Genomic DNA, 16,677 nt, shown 5'->3' with positions numbered 1-16,677 from the left:
GACGAACCTCCTACGAATGCTCCAGTGCACGGTGACGTGCCCTGAGATGATGGCGCAAGATTATTGCAGTTAGGTTAAGCACCACGATGACGACGACCAACAACGTCGCTGTCGCGAATACCAGTGGCATCGCCGCCTCGGCATCGCGACTGGCGAAGCCAAGATCGAACAAGTGATAGCCCAGATGCATGAACTTGCTATCGAGATGCAGGTACGGAAACTCCCCATCCACGGGGACCTCCGGCGCCAACTTGGCCACACCCACCAGCATCAGCGGCGCCACCTCGCCGGCGGCACGAGCCACGGCCAGGATTACTCCGGTGAGCATCGACGGCAGCGCCATGGGCACCACCACCCGGCGCAGGGTTTCGAAACGCGTCGCGCCCAGCGCCAGTGACCCTTCACGCAACGCCACGGGAACTCGCGCCAGGCCCTCTTCGGTAGCCACGATCACCACCGGCAGCGTCAACAGCGCCAACGTCAGCGAGGCCCATAGCAGCCCACCGGTGCCAAAAGTCGGCGACGGCAGGCGCTCGGCGAAGAACCAGCTATCGATACGGCCGCCCAATCCGTAGACGAACACGCCCAGCCCGAACACGCCGTAGACGATCGACGGTACCCCGGCCAGATTACGCACCGCGATGCGTATCAGGCGCGTCAACGGCCCCTGGCGTGCCACCTCGTTGAGATACAACGCCGCCAGCACGCCGAACGGCGTGACCACCAGCGACATCAGCATCACCATCAACAGGGTGCCGAAGATCGCCGGCCATACGCCGCCCCCGGTATTGCCATCGCTCGGCGCCTCGCTGAGAAAGCGCCACACGCCGTGTCCCCAGGCCGCGAGCTTGTCGCCGATAGTCATGCGATTGGGCCAGGAAAGCGACGCCACCTGCGCGAAGGCCACCTCAGCCGCGCGCCCCTCGACGTTACGCAGATGTAGCGTCGTGACGTCGGTGTCTCCTGCCAGCGCTTGGCGCAGGCGGCGTTCGGCCTCGTCGCCTTGCAGGCGTTCACCGGCGGGCGTCTCCACCGCCGTCAGGCGTCCGATGAAGGGTCCCCAATCGCGACGCTCGGCGTACAGTAGTTCCGGCGGCGTCTCACGCGTCTCGATGGCCTGCGTCTCGATCCACCGCCATACCCGACCGTCGAGGTCACGATTGGCGGTGAAATAGCGTTGTTCGCCGGCCTCGCTGCCACGGGCGATGCCAGCGACCTGCTGTCCATTTTCGAGGGTCAGTTGCTCGATATCGGCAGGCCAGAAATGCGCCAGTCCGCGTGTCACGACCAACGTCAAAAGCGCCACCACGGCCAATAGCGACAGCGCCACGCAGGCCCCGCTCAGCCATCGCCAGACGCCGTCACTGCCCAACCGAAGTATCCTCATGCGTCACCCCCATAGCGTCGATACCGCCGCTTGAGCCGCCAGCGCACTATTTCCGCCAGCGTGTTGACGACGAAGGTGAACACGAACAGCAGCAACGCCCCGAGCAGCAGCAGACGATAATGGGTGCCACCCACCGCCGCCTCGGGCAATTCGATGGCCAGGTTGGCGGCCAGCGAGCGCAGGCCCTCGAAGAGGCTCGGTGACATCAGCGGCGTATTGCCGGTGACCATCAGCACGATCATGGTTTCCCCCACGGCGCGTCCCGCGCCGATCATGACCGCGGAGAGAATTCCCGGCGCGGCGGCGGGCAACTGGACTCGCCACAGCGTCTGCGCCCGTGTCGCGCCCAGTGCCAGAGAGCCTTCCGCCAAGGGGCGGGGCACACCGGAAAGCGCTTCCTCGGCCAGTGAATAGAGCGTGGGAATGATCGCCAGTCCCATGGCCATACCGACGATCAGCGCATTGCGTTGCGCGTAATCCCAGCCCCACTGCTGGTGCATCCAGGCACGCAGATCGCCGCCGAACCACCAGGCCTCGAGCCACGGCGAGAGACCCAGTGCCGCCCAGCACAGAAGCGCCAAGGGCACCATCAGCCCGACGCCGGCACCGATAGGGGGTAGACGCGATCCCCAGCGTCGAGACAACATCCGCCATAGCCAGCCGCACGCCACGCTGCCCAACGGCACGCACACGAAAAGCGCCAGGGTGCCGGCGAGGTGGCGCTCGACGAAGGGCGCCACGAGAAATCCTGCGACGAAGCCAATGACCACGCCGGGCAACGCCTCCATCAGCTCGATGGCGGGCTTGAGACGCGCACGCTGGCGCCGTGACATGTAACAAGCGCTATGCACCGCCGCTCCCAACGCCAGCGGCACGGCAAACACCATGGCCCAGGCCGCTGCCTTGAGTGTACCCCAGGCCAGCGGCACCAGGCTGTATTGCGGCTCTTCATCGCCAGTGACGGCTGCCGCCCAGCGCCACTGGGCAGCGCTGTGGCCTTCATAGGTCTGCGGCATCCACAGGGTCGCCGGGCTTACCGCAGCATGCGGCGCCTCGATCGCCAACCGCTGGGGCGTGCCCAACTCGCCCAGCCACATTACCTGCGTGCCTTGTGAATTAATCGATACGGCCGTCGGCGGCGTGGCCTCGGGTGCCTGACCCTGCCAGCGTTGGCCGCTCAGGGACTGATAGAGTCCCAAGCGGCCACTGTCGTCCAGCGCCAGCCACAGGCGCTGCTGGGGCAGGGCGATCAAGCGTCGAATGGCGGCATCGCCCAGAGCTGAGTATGACGTCTCGGGCACTTGCCAGCCCGTGGCGTCGGGGGAGAGTCGCCAACGACGCAGCCCGCCTTGGTCATCGCCGACGATAAGCGTGCGTCCGCCTTGCAGGAAGCTCAACGCCGTCACCGGCGCCTGGGTCTCGGTGCGCGCCGACACCATGCCGCCGCCATCGGGAGACAACTGCCACAGCGTCAATTGCGTGCCTTGAGTCATGGCCAGGCGGCCCGCGTGGCCTAGCGCGATATGTTCGGCCGTCTCCGGCACCGCGATACGCCGCGTAGCCTCATCGGTATGCCACAGGGCCGCCACCTTGCCTTGGGTATCTCGCCCCGCCAGAACCCAGCCCTGAGCCGCATGACGTAGCGTCAACGCCGCCACGCCGCGGGATTCGAACAAGCTCATGGTAGAGGCTTGGGTCCATCGCAACCGCCCTTGATCGTCGCGGGGCACCAGGCGTACCTCACCGTTGCCCAGCCCCAGGGCCAGCGGCTGCGTCTTGCCTGCCTCGGCCACTGCCGCGATCGTGGTGCTTGCTGATAGCGTTGTAATCTCGCCCTCGACGTCGCGCAGATGCCCGTCTCGGGTCAACCAACACGTGCCATCATCGGCCAACCAGACGGCATGCATCATACCTTCGTCGGCGGCCGAGGGAGCGCCGGTATCCACTTCAGCACCGTCGAAAAGCGGCAGTACGGCCAGCGTCAGATACACACCGATGGCCAGCACTGCCACGACCACGCCGATACCGCTGGCGGCAATCACCCCGGTCGCCAGACGGTCGAGACGCTGACGCAAGCGGCGATTCGGGCGAGGCGGGGCAGTGGAGGGATTAGTCATCGGCGAGCCCGGCGGCGAAGCATTGCCTTGCAATGAAGTGAGACCATCAGATTACGTCAGTTTGATGACGATTGCGTGACATCGGCAAGGGGTGGCAACCGCAATGCCCGCCTGGCGGCGGCCAAGCGCGGTTCAGGCAACGGCACGAAACCCTGCCGGGCCACCACGGCCTGCCCTTCGGGCGATAGCACTAGATCGAAGAAGGCGCGTTCCAGGGCCGGCAAGCGCTCGTCCGGGGCCAGATTGACGTATACATACAAAGGGCGAGTGAGCGGATAGCGCCCGCTGACGACGTTATCCAGCGTGGGCAGACGCGGCGTGCCCTGGTCATCGCGCAACGCCAGCACCTTGACCATCGCGGTGGGGTAACCCAGGCCGGCATAGCCGATCGCCTCGCGGGAACGTCCAACCGCCGCCACCACCGCCGAGGAGCCCGGCAGCTCGTTGACGTCGCGACGGAAATTGCCGCCGCACAAAGCCTCCCGCTTGAACAGTGCATGCGATCCGGAAGCGGTATTGCGGCCGAAGCGGGCCACAGGCCGTGAGGCCCAGTTGCCGTCGAGCCCCAGCGCGCCCCAGCGTCGGATAGCAGGCGTTTGACCGCAGAAGCGAGTGTCGGCGAACAGCGCCTCGACCTGGGCCAATGACAGCGAGGTCAGCGGGTTGTCGCGATGCACGAACAGCGTCAGCGCGTCCAACGCCACCGGCACTGCCACCGGTGGGTGGCCCTGGCGGGCGATGAAGTCGGCACGCTCGGCCTCCGTCATGGGTCGTGACATGGCGCCGATACGTGTCACTCCTTCGGCCAGCGCCGGCGGCGCAGTCCCCGAGCCCGAAGCTTGTACCTGCAAGCGTACCTCGGGATGCCGCGCACTGAGCCGTTCCCCCCATTGCGTCATCAAACCGCCCAGCGTATCCGAGCCGACCGATCCCAGTGTGCCGCTCAACGGCGCTGCCATCGCCATCATCGGCAACAGCAACGCCCCTAGCATCATCGCCACGCGACATCGCCAGTTCACTGAGCCGTACCGGTATGTTCGCTTTTTGCTTATCAATGCTCTCGTCCCCGTTGTCACGCTTGCCCCACCGCGATACACCTTGCCGGGCGACTGGTCGTCGAGGCGCGACGGCGTTTACTATGAAACGATTGCAACCGCGCTACGGTCGACAACAACAATGCTCGACAACCAAGATGCTTGATAACAACAATCGCCAGGACCCACGCCATGCATGAACTCGACGATATTCCCACCCCGCAGGGCGAACTCACGCTCAAGCTCGTCACCCAGCGCCAGGACACCAACCTTTATGGCGACATTCCCGGTGGCTGGCTCATCGCACAGATGGACCAGGCCGCCGAACTCGCCGCGGGGCGCCTGGCAAGCGGCCGGACCGCCACGGTCGCCACCGAGGGCATGGATTTCCTGTGCCCGGTACGGGTCGGCGCGATGGTCAATATCTTCACCCAATTCAGCGAGGTTGGGCGCAGCTCGATCAAGGTCGATGTCGAGGTGTGGATTCGCCCACCTCACGAGCGCAGTCCCGAGGAGCGCTACAAGGTCACCGAGGCACGCTTCGTGATGGTGGCACTGGACGACAACGGTCGCATACGCCCCGTCCCCGAGGCGTAAGACGCTCGTTGTCCACTGCAATGTCGCGCGACACGCGTCGAGTCATAACGGCGTCAGATTGGCGAACCCCAACACCAACCATTTGTCGCCTTCGTCCTCGAAACTGATGTGCACGCGGGCCCTGGCACCTTCGCCCTCGGCATTGATGATCACACCCTCGCCGAAAACCGGATGACTGACCCGCTGCCCCAGACTCAACGACGGCTGATCGTCATCGTTCGAGACGCTCTGCTGCTGAGAGAGTCCGCGGTTCGGCCGCGTGGAAACCGGCCGCGAGACCTGGCCACGCAAACGCACCTCCTCGAGCAACGACTCGGGCAACTCATGCAAAAAGCGCGACGGCCGCGAAAAGGTTTCCTTGCCATGCAGGCGACGGATCTCGGCATGCGTCAGATACAGCTTGCGCATGGCGCGCGTCACCCCGACATAGCACAGACGCCGTTCTTCCTCGAGACGTCCCGGCTCCTCCAGCGACATCTTGTGCGGAAACAAGCCTTCCTCGACACCGGCGACGAACACCACCGGAAATTCCAGCCCCTTGGCCGAGTGCAGCGTCATCAGTTGCACGCTGTCCTCGAAGTCGTCCGCCTCGTGATCGCCGGCATTGAGGGCGGCCTCGGCCAGGAACGGCTCCAGCGCGGCCGCTCCCTCGCCGACTTCCTGCAACGAGAAGGGATCGCCCTGAGCAAAGTTGCGCGCCGCGTTGATCAGTTCCTCGAGGTTCTCGACACGCGCCTGACCTTTCTCGCCCTTTTCATTGCGGTGATGCTCGAGCAAGCCGGTGGTATGCAGGACATGTTCGATCAGTTCATGCAACTCCATGCCGGCAGTATCGTTGTCGAGCCGTTCGATCAGCTCCGAAAATGCCGAAAGCGCACTTGCCGCACGCCCCTTGAGTGCACCCTCGCTGAGGCTATCGTGCAACGCCTGCCATAACGACACCCCTTGGATGCGGGCCCGCTCGCGCAGCACTTCCACGGTACGCGTACCGATGCCGCGTGCCGGCACGTTGATCACGCGCTCCAGCGAGGCATCATCGTCACGCGTGAGCATCAATCTGAGATAGGCCAGGGCATTCTTGATCTCGAGGCGCTCGTAGAAGCGCTGGCCGCCATATATGCGATAGGGCACACCACTGCGGATCAACGCCTCCTCGAGCACCCGCGACTGCGCGTTGGAGCGATAGAGAATCGCGATGTCCTGTCGCGTGCTGCCCTTGTTCACTTCCTCATTGAGGGTGTCAACGATGAAGCGGGCCTCGTCGAGGTCGTTGAAGCCGGCGTAGACCGAAATCGGTTCACCGTGAACACCGTCGGTCCACAGTTCCTTGCCCATGCGCCCGGCGTTATGGCTGATCAGCGTGTTCGCGGCCTCGAGAATGGCGCTCGTCGAGCGATAGTTCTGCTCCAGACGCACCGTGGTGGTCGCGGGGAATTCCTCGGCGAAGCGGCGGATGTTCTCGACCTTGGCGCCGCGCCAGCCGTAGATCGACTGATCGTCGTCGCCGACCACGGTCATGCCCGCGCGATCGCCGGCAAGCAGCTTGAGCCAGGCATACTGCAGGGTATTGGTATCCTGGAATTCGTCGACCAGCAGATGACCGAAACGCTCGCGGTAATGCGCCAGCAACTCGGGGTTGTCGCGCAGAAGCTCCAGGCCACGCAGTAGCAACTCCCCGAAATCGACCAGACCGGCGCGTTCGCAAGCCAGCTGATAGCGTTCGTAGAGCTCGACCATCTGGCCCATATAGGCATCGCCATGGGTCTGGACCTGGTGGGCCCGCAGCCCCTCTTCCTTGCAGCCGCCGATGAAGTATTGCACCTGCTTGGGCGGGAAGCGCTCGGCGTCGATGCGATGATCCTTGAGCAAGCGCTTGACCAGGCGCAGTTGATCGTCACCGTCGATGATCTGGAAATGCTGGGGCAGGCGCGCATCGTGCCAGTGGGTACGCAGCAGGCGATGTGCGATGGAGTGGAACGTGCCCACCCACATATTGCGCAACGACAGGCCCAATAGCGCTTCGAGGCGCGTGCGCATCTCGCGCGCCGCCTTGTTGGTGAAGGTCACGGCGAGAATCGCATAGGGCGACAACCCCTCGACCTGCAACAACCAGGCGATACGATGCACCAGCACGCGCGTCTTGCCCGAGCCAGCGCCAGCCAGTACCAGCAAATTGCCCTGCGGGTGGCTCACGGCCTCGCGCTGAGCCGTATTCAGCGAGTCGAGTAGCGGCGAAACGTCGCCCGGCGAAACGTCGTCCATGGATCACGTATCTTGGCATTGCGAAATGAGCGCCCAGCTTAGCACAAGCGGTCTCGGCTTCGGTCGCTCGCGATCTGCCGAGTGGCTAGGTGTCGTCGTCGGTATCGGGATAACGCAGCGGCACCAGGCTTTTCTTAACCGATTGGAGTTGCTCGGCCAGCTTGGGCCCGCGTGTCTTGGCCACGCCCACGGCGAGCACGTCGACGATCACCAGGTGCGCCACGCGCGAGCTCATCGGGGTGTAGATTTCGGTATCCTCGTGCACATCGATATAAAGCGGCAGGGTGACCTCGCTGGCCAGCGGCGAGTCACTGGGACACAAGCCAATCACCGTGGCACCGGTCTCGCGAGCCAGACGCACGCTGGCTACCAGCGCCCGGGTGCGTCCGGTCTGGGAGATGGCGACCACCACGTCACGCGGTGTCAGCGTCACCGCCGACATATTTTGCATGTGCGGGTCGGAATAGGCCGCAGTGGATATCTGCAGACGGAAGAACTTGTGCTGGGCATCGAAGGCCACCGCGCCGGAAGCGCCGAAACCGTAGAACTCCACGCGATTGGCCATGGCCAGGGCGTTGACCGCCTTGCCCAATGCGGCATGATCGAGCCGATCACGTACCGAGAGCAACGTGCCCACGGTGGAGTCGAAAATGCTGTGGGCAAATTCGGCGACGCTGTCACTATCGTTCATCGAGAATTGCGCGAACTGACTGCCCGTGGCCAGCATCTGCGCGAGCCTGAGCTTGAAGTCCTGGAAACCGTTGCACCCTAGCGCACGGCAGAAACGCACCACAGTAGGCTCGCTGACCTTGGCTTCGGTGGCCAGATCGACGATGCGCATGTGGATAACATCCTCGGGATGGCGCAACACGAAACGCGCCACCTTCTGCTCGGAGCGCCGAAAATACTCCATGCGGCGTCTCATCTCATCGAACAGGGCACTGCTCATGATGGCGCGACTCCTTGGCTGACCAGCAGCGACGTGAAAACAGATTCGATTCTAGTATGCCGCAGGCGTTGAAGGGAGAAAAACGCCCGTTTCATCCTTGACGTCATAATTCTGTCAAGTGCGTTATAGTAATGATGCCAAGCAGAATTCGGTTATGGCACCAAGCCGATTATAAGGACGATCGGGAGATTCGATATGCGCGATGCCGAACATCTTCAATCCTTGAAAAGCGAGCTTCTCGACATTCATATGAGCCTGGAAATGCTCGAGCATGAGCAGCGCAAGAAGAGTGCCGCGACACGCTATCTGCGGGCGCGGCGCGGCATTGAGCTGCATCAGGAATTCAAGCGCCTGGAGCGCGATATCGTCGATTACGACGACTGGCAGTAAACAGGCACTCGATGAGCGGAGAGAGTTCCCCGTTCATCGAGTGCCTGGAAGGGCGTTCCAAGCCCGGCGCGGGCAATATTCGCCCGCGCCGGATGACTGAATGACGCTCAGAGGCTGCTGATGAAGACGATCACCACGCCGATGGGCGCGATGAAACGTACCGCCACGCGCCACAGGGCGAAGGCACCATCGCTCATATTGAGCTGTGAGCGCAGTTCGTCACGCCCCATGAACCAGCCCACGAACAGCACGGTGGCCAAGCCGGTCAGCGGCAGCAGCAGCTTGCTGGTGACGTAATCGAGCAAGTCGAAGAGGGTCATGCCGGCGAACTTGTCGAACATGTCCAGCGGCGCGAAATCACCCCAGACGTTGAACGACAGCACCGTGGCCAGCCCCAAAGCCCAGGTCGCCAGTCCCGCGACGATGGTCGAGCCCACGCGCGACAGCGGCGAGCGCTCCTCGATCCATTCCACCAGCGGCTCGAGTAGTGAGATCGCGGAGGTCCACGCCGCGAACACCAGAAGCACGAAGAACAGCAACCCGAACAGCCAACCACCGGCCATGTTGCCGAACGCTAACGGTAGGGTCTGGAAGATCAGGCCTGGACCCGCAGCCGCATCCAACCCATTGGCGAATACGATGGGGAAAATAGCCAGTCCAGCAAGCAGGGCGATGACCGTATCCATGACCACGACGATGAGCGCCGAGCGACCGATGTTGACGTCATCGGAGAGATACGAGCCATACGCCATCATGATGCCCATACCCAGACTCAGGGTGAAGAAGGCATGCCCCAGTGCGGCGAGAATGCCGTCACGGGTGATCTTGGAGAAGTCCGGCGTAAACAGGTAAGCCGCCCCTTCGGCGAACGCGCCGGTGGTTGCGGCGTAACCCACGAGCAACACCAGCAGCACCGCCAGCGCCGGCATCAGGGTCTTCGCCGCACGCTCCAGGCCACCGGCAACGCCACCCACCACGACACCGATCGTCATGATCATGAACAGGCTATGCCAGAGCAGCAATTCCACGGGACTTGCCAGCAAATTGCCGAACAAGGTGCCAACACTATCGTTATTCAGCTCGCTGAAAGTATCGACCACCGCCATTTGAATGTACGCCAGCGCCCAGCCACCGATCACGCTATAGAACGAGAGAATCAAGTAGGCGCCGAGAATCCCGGCCACGCCAATCAACACCCAGGCCCGGCTACGCTTGAGACGCCGTGTGATGTCGCCCATCGTCGAGATGGGATTCTTCTGGCCCAGGCGTCCGAGCAACCATTCGGACATCAACATCGGCAAGCCGACCAGGAAGATGCAGATCAGATAAACCAGCACGAAAGCGCCGCCACCGCTTTCGCCGGTCATGTAGGGGAATTTCCAGATATTGCCCAGACCGACCGACGAGCCGACGGCGGCCAGCACAAAGGCCATACGAGAGGACCACTGCGCGTGCGAATGAGACTTGTAAGACATTGCTTCACCTGAATTGCGTGGCGCCATCGATCAATAAAATGATGACGTTGTATTGTTGTTGCCACGTCCCCGGGCATGGATCGCACACCGCGACATGGAGCATGACAGGTCCTTGCGAGCGGCTGGGATCTGACCACCGATCAACAAGGAAACCGCACCGCTCGCAGCGATGTCAGTCACCGTAAGGGTGTCGATAAACACCGATTGAAGAGACGACTGTCCTCGACGTCGCCCACAGAGAGGCGCCATTTTAGCGGCAAGTTTTAGCCAAGACCATTCGCGTTATAGCATCAAGCCATCGACGACACGTCATACCCCGCCATGGCGTTATCACCGCGGTTAGAAAAGCGCGCTCTGCCGCTCGCCGGGAAAGGCCTCGAGAGGCGGTAATTCGACGCGTTCGGCCAGGCGTGCATAGAAGCGTCGCGCCAATTGTGGCGCTTGCCGGTTATCCGGCGTATGCACAAACAAGAAAGGGGTTTTCCCCTGTTTTATCCACAACACCAGGCGTTCACACCAAGGAGTGAAAAGTCGCTCGTTGATGGCCATATCAGAATGCCCGATGAAACGCACGATAGGCATATTTGCCGTGGAAATCACGTGTAACGGGCGTTTCGGCTTTTCACCCTGCGCCTTTATCAAGCGCGTATCGGTGCCTGCGGGCGTGGCGAAAAGCGGCCTCACATCGAGCATGACCCGATCCATCCCCAAAGTTATCAACAAGCGGTTCAATTGCTGCTCTGCCGCCCCTTTGTGGAAAAAATCACTATGACGCACTTCCACGGCACAAGGGCTTGCCGACGGCCAGTCTCTCAACAATGTCTCCAACGCTGGCAGTTCCCGAGCCCCGAAATCACGCGGCAATTGCACCATCGTCGGTCCTAGCCGGTCATGTAACGGCGCTAGCGCTGCAAAGAACGTCTCGAGCTCCTCCGCGACGCCCACCAGGCGCTTTTCATGCGTGAGCCGCGCCGGCAGCTTGAAGCAAAAACGAAAATCCGCCGGTGCCTGACGCGCCCATTGGGCGATGGTCGCCGCCTTGGGCGGCCCGCTGTAGAAGGTCGTATTGCCTTCCACGCTAGTGAACACGGCACCGTAATCGTGCAGCATGCCCTCCTGTGGCGTGTGTTGCGCGTAAAGACTGCCGCACCATTCGCCGTTGGCCCACATCGGCAAACCCAGGAACAAACGTGGCCGATCCTCCGTCATGACGCGCCTCGCAATTGTATCGCCTGCATCTCGCCGCCATGATGCGCTGCATGAAGCAGCCTCATCGGGCCCGTTTCCTGTGTCATGTCATGCCTCCATCTGCGACGTCGCAAGGGTAAAGGGTACCCCAACGTCCCGACATAGTTCGCTCTCGCGTCTGCATGTGTTCCACGTGAAAGGTTGAAACAAGATGCCACTGGCACGACTCGCCTCGGCAAGGCATCATCGCTGGCGACACTCATTCCGGGAGTCGACCGCCAAGGTGCCTTGCTTGTTCATGCCATTGTCGCGACCGATCATCGATGCCGCTCACACCCTGCGCCTACTGGCACGCACGGCGTGGTTGTTGCCGCTGTTGGTACTGGGAGCGTGCAGCTCTCAGCCGCCCGCACCGAGCACGCCATCGCCGGTAGCGTCCGAGCGCATGCGACCCATGGAATGGCAGGCACTGCCCGGCTGGCGTGACGATCACGTCATCGCCGCCTGGAGCGCGTTTCTCGCCAGTTGTCCGCAGCTTGCCAAGAAACCTCGCTGGACATCGGTCTGCGATGATGCCCAGCAGGTCGATCCGCTCGATGAGCGCGATATCACGCGCTTTTTCGAGATGCGCTTTCAGCCTTACCGCCTCACTAACGACGATGGTTCCACCACGGGCACGATCACCGGCTATTACGAGCCCATTCTGCATGGCGCGCGTGAGCGCCACGGACCTTATCAGACGCCGCTCTATCGCTTCCCCAACGCCTGGCAAGCGGCGCCGCAGCGTGTACGTGCCACGCAGCGCACGTTGCTGGAAAGCGGTGCCCTAAGCGGTCAGGAACTGGTCTGGGTCGACGATCCCGTCGAGGCCGCCTTCCTACAGATCCAGGGGTCGGGACGTGTCCGGCTGGACGACGGCGGCACCATGCGTGTGGCCTTCGCGGGATCCAACAATCAGCCCTTCCGCTCGTTCAATCGCGCCTTGATCGAACGCGGGGAAATCGACGCTTCCCAAGCGACCTTGCCCGGTGTAAAGGCCTGGGCCAAGCGGCATCCCGAACGCGTGGAAGAAATGCTGACCGTCAACCCGCGCATGGTGTTCTTCCGAGAGCTGGATAGCGACCATCCCCACACTGAGGGGCCCATCGGCGCCCTCGGCGTGCCCCTGACCGCGGAACGCAGTCTAGCCGTGGATCCCTCACGCATTCCGCTGGGCGCACCAATCTTCCTGTCGACCACACAGCCGCTCTCGAAAGAACCCTTGCAACGTCTGATGGTCGCCCAAGATACCGGCAGTGCCATCAAAGGCTCGGTACGCGCGGATTTCTATTGGGGACACGGCGAAGCGGCCGGTGAACGCGCCGCACGCATGAAGCAGGAGGGTCGCCTGTGGGTACTGATGCCGAAATGAGCCAATCATCGGGCCAAGAGAGGAAAACGCATGAGTGAAGATCGCCACACCACGACCCCGTTGGCCGTGGTCACCGGCGCTACCGCCGGGCTAGGACTCGAGACCGCCAAGGGCCTGGCCGCGCAGGGCTATCGCGTGATCGTCACCGCACGCAACGTGGAAAGAGGCGAGCTGGCCTGCCACGCCATTCGCGTCCATGCGCCGCATGCCGAGGTGCACGCTGAGCCGCTCGACCTCGACAGCCTCGAATCGGTACGCGACTTCGCCCGGCGCTTGACGCAGACCGAGTCTTCGCTGGAACGACTGATCAACAACGCCGGCATCATGGCCCTGCCGCGCCTCGAGCGCACACGGGACGGCTTCGAACGCCAGTGGGGGATCAATTATCTGGGCCATTTCCTGCTCACCAGCGAGTTGCTGCCACTGCTTACCGCCACGACGGCGCCCCGCGTGGTACAACTCTCGAGCCTCGCCCATCGTGGCGGCCGTATCGCCTTCGATGACTTGAACGGCGAGACGCACTACGACCCCTGGCGCGCCTACCGGCAATCCAAGCTCGCCATGCTGTTGTTCGCCCAGGCACTGCAGAAACACAGCGATGCCCAAGGCTGGGGACTCAAGAGCCTGGCTGCCCATCCCGGATTGTCGCGTACCGCGCTGTTCGACCACGGCGTAAAAAGCCGTCCTTTCATCGGTAGTGTCTTCAAGCTTGGTCTGCCGCTGATCAGCCAATCCGCCGCCGAGGGCGCCCGCCCCACGCTGCATGCCGCGCTCAGCGATCGCGTCGGCCCCGGCGATTACATCGGGCCCGACGGTATCGGCGAGACCCGTGGCGCACCCAAAGTGGCGCACCGCGCCCGCAACACACGCGATTCAGCGGTCGAGAAACGCCTTTGGGACGTCTCATGCGAGCTCACCGGCGCACGCTGGGACACCACGGCCCCCGCGTAACGCCTTACAGCCCTTCTTCCAGCAACTGGGGGGCGAAGTAGGTCATGATCAGGTCGGCACCGGCGCGACGCATCGAACCCAGCGTCTCACGGATCACCGCCGCCTCATCGATCACGCCCTGTTGCGCCGCCAGGCGAATCATCGCGTACTCGCCGCTGACCTGATACGCCACCAACGGCAACAAACTGTTGCGGCGGATGTCCGCCATGATGTCGAGATACGCCAGCGCCGGCTTGACCATCAGGAAATCGGCGCCCTCGGCCTCGTCCGCCAGCGACTCACGCAGCGCCTCGCGACGATTCATGGGGTCCATCTGATAGGTCTTGCGATCCCCCTGGAGTTCGGTGCCCGCCGCTTCGCGGAAAGGCCCGTACAGCGCCGAGGCCAGCTTGGTGGAATACGCCATGATGGGGATATCCTCGAAACAAGCCTCGTCCAGCGCCGCGCGAATCGTTGCCACCTGGCCGTCCTGTGCCGCCGAGGGCGCAATGATGTCGGCCCCCGCCCGGGCAGCCGCGACCGCCTGAACGCCGAGATTACGGATCGTCAGGTCATTGTCGACCGTGTCACCCTTGAGGATGCCGCAGTGGCCGTGCGTGGTGTATTCGCAGAAGCAGACATCCGGAATCACCACCATCTCGGGATCGGCCGCCTTGATGATGCGCACCATGCGCGACACCAGGCCATTGTCGTCCATCGCATCGCTGCCACTGGCGTCCTTGTGATGCGAAATCCCAAACGGCACGATGCCCTTGAGACCCAGCGCACTGAGGCGTTTCACTTCCTCCGCCAACTGGTTTTCCGGAATGCGGTACTGCCCCGGCATTCCCTCGATGGGCACGAAGTCGTCCGCACCTTCCTCCACGAAGATCGGATAGATCAAATTCTCCGGGCGAAGAGAGGTTTCGCGTACCAGATCGCGTAGCGACGACGTACGCCGCAGGCGCCGCAGACGGGCCTGAGGAAACTGAGCAGGCATGTAAGACTCCTTGATCGCCGCCGAACGCGGCGGCGCCCGGCGTTAAGAACCGGGATGTATTTTATAGCACGCTAACAAAATAGCCCAGCCGACAAAATGTCGCATCATTCCACCGTCACCGACTTCGCCAGGTTGCGCGGCTGATCGACGTCGGTGCCCTTGAGCACGGCGACATGATAAGCCAGCAATTGCAGCGGAATCGTGTAGACGAGGGGTGCCAACGCCTCGCTGACCGCCGGCACACGCAGTACATGCAGATGCTCGGATGTTTCGAGGCGAATGCCCTCATCGGCGAACACGAACAACTCGCCACCGCGCGCGCGAACTTCCTGCAAGTTGGATTTCAGCTTCTCGAGCAATTCGTCGTTGGGCGCCACGGCGATCACCGGCATCTCGCTATCGACCAGCGCCAGGGGACCGTGTTTCAGTTCGCCCGCTGGATAGGCCTCGGCATGAATATAGGAGATTTCCTTGAGCTTTAGCGCCCCTTCCAGGGCGATCGGGAAATGCGCGCCGCGTCCTAGGAACAGCGCATGGTGCTTTTCGGCGAACGCCATCGACAACTGCTCGATCTCGCCATCCAGGGCCAGCACCTGGTTGATCACTCCAGGTAGCTCGCGAAGTCCCTGGACCAGCGGTGCATGCTCGCCATTGGCGCCCCGCACACGGCCCAGCGCCAGGGCCAACAGCATCAGCGCCACCAGTTGGGTGGTGAAGGCCTTGGTCGAGGCGACGCCGATCTCGGGGCCTGCCTGCGTCATCAGAGTAAGATCCGACTCCCGCACCAGCGAACTGCCCGGCACGTTACAGATCGCCAGACTGCCGAGATAGTCACGCTGCTTGGCGAAGCGCAGCGCCGCCAGAGTATCAGCGGTCTCGCCGGACTGGGACAGCGTCACGAACAGCGTGCCTTCGGGCACTACGACCTCGCGGTAGCGATACTCCGAGGCCACTTCGACCTGAGTGGGCACGCCGGCCAGTTTCTCGATCCAGTAGCGCGCCACCATGCCCGCATGGTAGCTGGTGCCGCAGGCGATGATATGCACCTGGCGCACGCCCTCGAACAGCGACGCGGCTTCCGCCCCGAAACTGTTGACCAGCACCTGATGATCGCCGAGACGTCCTTCCAGCGTGGCCGCGATCACCTGGGACTGCTCGTGGATTTCCTTGAGCATGAAGTGACGATAGCCGCCCTTGCTGGTCACGCTGTCGCCATGCTCGAAGATGGTCACCGGACGCTCGGCTCGATCGCCGCTCGCCTCGAAGAGCTCGATCTCACCGCCCCGAGCCAGGCGCACCACATCGCCTTCCATCATGTAGATGAAACGGTCGGTGACCTGCAATAACGCTAGCGGGTCGGAAGCCAGGAACGCCTCGCCGATGCCCACGCCTACCACGAGAGGGCTGCCCTTGCGTGCACCGACGATTGCATCGGGCTCGGCACGGTGCACCACCGCCAGGGCGTAGGCGCCTTCCAGCAGTGCCACGCTGCGTTGCACGGCCTGCAGCAAGTCCTGAGAAAGGGTGAACTCACGCGACAACAGGTGCGCGATCACTTCGGTGTCGGTCTCGGAGGTGAAGACGTAACCCTGGGCTTCGAGCTCGGCTTTAAGCGCCTCATGGTTCTCGATGATGCCGTTATGCACTACTGCCAGGCTATCGCCGGATTGATGCGGATGCGCGTTCTGCTCGCTGGGACGACCGTGCGTGGCCCAGCGCGTGTGGGCGACACCTAGGGTCCCCTTGAGCGCCGTGTCGGCGAGTTTCTCTTCCAGGGCCGCTACCTTGCCCACCGCACGCTGACGATTGAGGCGCGCATCGTCGGAAAGCACGGACATGCCCGCCGAGTCGTAGCCGCGATACTCGAGACGACGCAAACCTTCAAGCAGGATTTCCTGCACATGACGCTCGGCGACGGCCCCTACGATTCCACACAT

Annotated in this window: 13 protein-coding genes; 4 read left to right on the top strand and 9 right to left on the bottom strand. The window is 62.9% G+C overall.

Annotation, left to right across the window (positions count from 1 at the left end):
* Nucleotides 1-10: 10 nt before the first annotated feature.
* The 3 genes from pstA to OP496_RS05175 are packed head-to-tail and all read right to left on the bottom strand — an operon-like array spanning nucleotide 11 to nucleotide 4,499.
* Nucleotides 11-1,387: a phosphate ABC transporter permease PstA gene (pstA, locus tag OP496_RS05185; RefSeq protein ID WP_280562444.1), complete on the bottom strand. Its 1,377-nt coding sequence runs from the start codon at nucleotides 1,385-1,387 to the stop codon at nucleotides 11-13.
* Nucleotides 1,384-3,504 carry an ABC transporter permease subunit gene (locus OP496_RS05180; protein ID WP_280562443.1) on the bottom strand — a complete coding sequence of 707 codons (2,121 nt, stop codon included), beginning with the start codon at nucleotides 3,502-3,504 and terminating at the stop codon, nucleotides 1,384-1,386. The genes pstA and OP496_RS05180 overlap by 4 nt, the downstream gene beginning before the upstream one ends.
* 56 nt (nucleotides 3,505-3,560) lie before the next feature.
* Nucleotides 3,561-4,499 (bottom strand): phosphate ABC transporter substrate-binding protein, encoded by a 939-nt coding sequence (locus tag OP496_RS05175; protein WP_280562649.1) that lies wholly within the window; start codon nucleotides 4,497-4,499, stop codon nucleotides 3,561-3,563.
* Nucleotides 4,500-4,730: 231 nt separating this feature from the next.
* On the opposite strand from OP496_RS05175, the gene OP496_RS05170 reads away from it, so the two are divergent.
* The gene (locus tag OP496_RS05170; RefSeq protein ID WP_280562442.1) at nucleotides 4,731-5,135 is read left to right on the top strand and encodes an acyl-CoA thioesterase; all 405 of its coding nucleotides are present in this window, start codon (nucleotides 4,731-4,733) and stop codon (nucleotides 5,133-5,135) included.
* Between the two features lie 42 nt (nucleotides 5,136-5,177).
* On the opposite strand, the gene uvrD is transcribed toward OP496_RS05170, so the two are convergent.
* Together uvrD and hexR are read right to left on the bottom strand one after the other, a co-directional pair.
* Nucleotides 5,178-7,397: a DNA helicase II gene (gene uvrD, locus OP496_RS05165; protein WP_280562441.1), complete on the bottom strand. Its 2,220-nt coding sequence runs from the start codon at nucleotides 7,395-7,397 to the stop codon at nucleotides 5,178-5,180.
* Between the two features lie 85 nt (nucleotides 7,398-7,482).
* Nucleotides 7,483-8,346 (bottom strand): transcriptional regulator HexR, encoded by an 864-nt coding sequence (hexR, locus tag OP496_RS05160; RefSeq protein ID WP_280562440.1) that lies wholly within the window; start codon nucleotides 8,344-8,346, stop codon nucleotides 7,483-7,485.
* A 195-nt stretch (nucleotides 8,347-8,541) separates the two neighbouring features.
* Here hexR and OP496_RS05155 point away from each other — a divergent pair, with 195 nt between their 5' ends.
* On the top strand, nucleotides 8,542-8,736 hold the full coding sequence (locus OP496_RS05155) for a hypothetical protein (RefSeq protein ID WP_280562439.1): 195 nt from the start codon (nucleotides 8,542-8,544) through the stop codon (nucleotides 8,734-8,736).
* Nucleotides 8,737-8,843: 107 nt separating this feature from the next.
* On the opposite strand, the gene OP496_RS05150 is transcribed toward OP496_RS05155, so the two are convergent.
* Entirely contained in the window at nucleotides 8,844-10,211 is a 1,368-nt protein-coding gene (locus OP496_RS05150; RefSeq protein ID WP_280562438.1) for a sodium-dependent transporter, read from the bottom strand.
* Nucleotides 10,212-10,550: 339 nt separating this feature from the next.
* The gene (locus tag OP496_RS05145; protein WP_280562436.1) at nucleotides 10,551-11,420 is read right to left on the bottom strand and encodes a DUF72 domain-containing protein; all 870 of its coding nucleotides are present in this window, start codon (nucleotides 11,418-11,420) and stop codon (nucleotides 10,551-10,553) included.
* A gap of 277 nt (nucleotides 11,421-11,697) precedes the next feature.
* Between OP496_RS05145 and OP496_RS05140 the strand changes: the two genes are divergently transcribed.
* Nucleotides 11,698-12,810 (top strand): MltA domain-containing protein, encoded by a 1,113-nt coding sequence (locus OP496_RS05140; protein WP_280562435.1) that lies wholly within the window; start codon nucleotides 11,698-11,700, stop codon nucleotides 12,808-12,810.
* A 30-nt stretch (nucleotides 12,811-12,840) separates the two neighbouring features.
* On the top strand, nucleotides 12,841-13,761 hold the full coding sequence (locus tag OP496_RS05135) for an oxidoreductase (protein WP_280562434.1): 921 nt from the start codon (nucleotides 12,841-12,843) through the stop codon (nucleotides 13,759-13,761).
* 4 nt (nucleotides 13,762-13,765) lie between these two features.
* On the opposite strand, the gene hemB is transcribed toward OP496_RS05135, so the two are convergent.
* Complete coding sequence (hemB, locus tag OP496_RS05130; RefSeq protein ID WP_280562433.1) at nucleotides 13,766-14,740, bottom strand: porphobilinogen synthase; 975 nt, start codon at nucleotides 14,738-14,740, stop codon at nucleotides 13,766-13,768.
* A gap of 104 nt (nucleotides 14,741-14,844) precedes the next feature.
* Entirely contained in the window at nucleotides 14,845-16,677 is a 1,833-nt protein-coding gene (gene glmS, locus OP496_RS05125) for a glutamine--fructose-6-phosphate transaminase (isomerizing) (RefSeq protein WP_280562432.1), read from the bottom strand.

The sequence above is a fragment of the Chromohalobacter sp. 48-RD10 genome, assembly GCF_029889785.1.
GTDB lineage: Bacteria > Pseudomonadota > Gammaproteobacteria > Pseudomonadales > Halomonadaceae > Chromohalobacter.
Note: the sequence above shows the minus strand (reverse complement) of the source record. Positions and strands in the feature narration are given on the sequence as shown.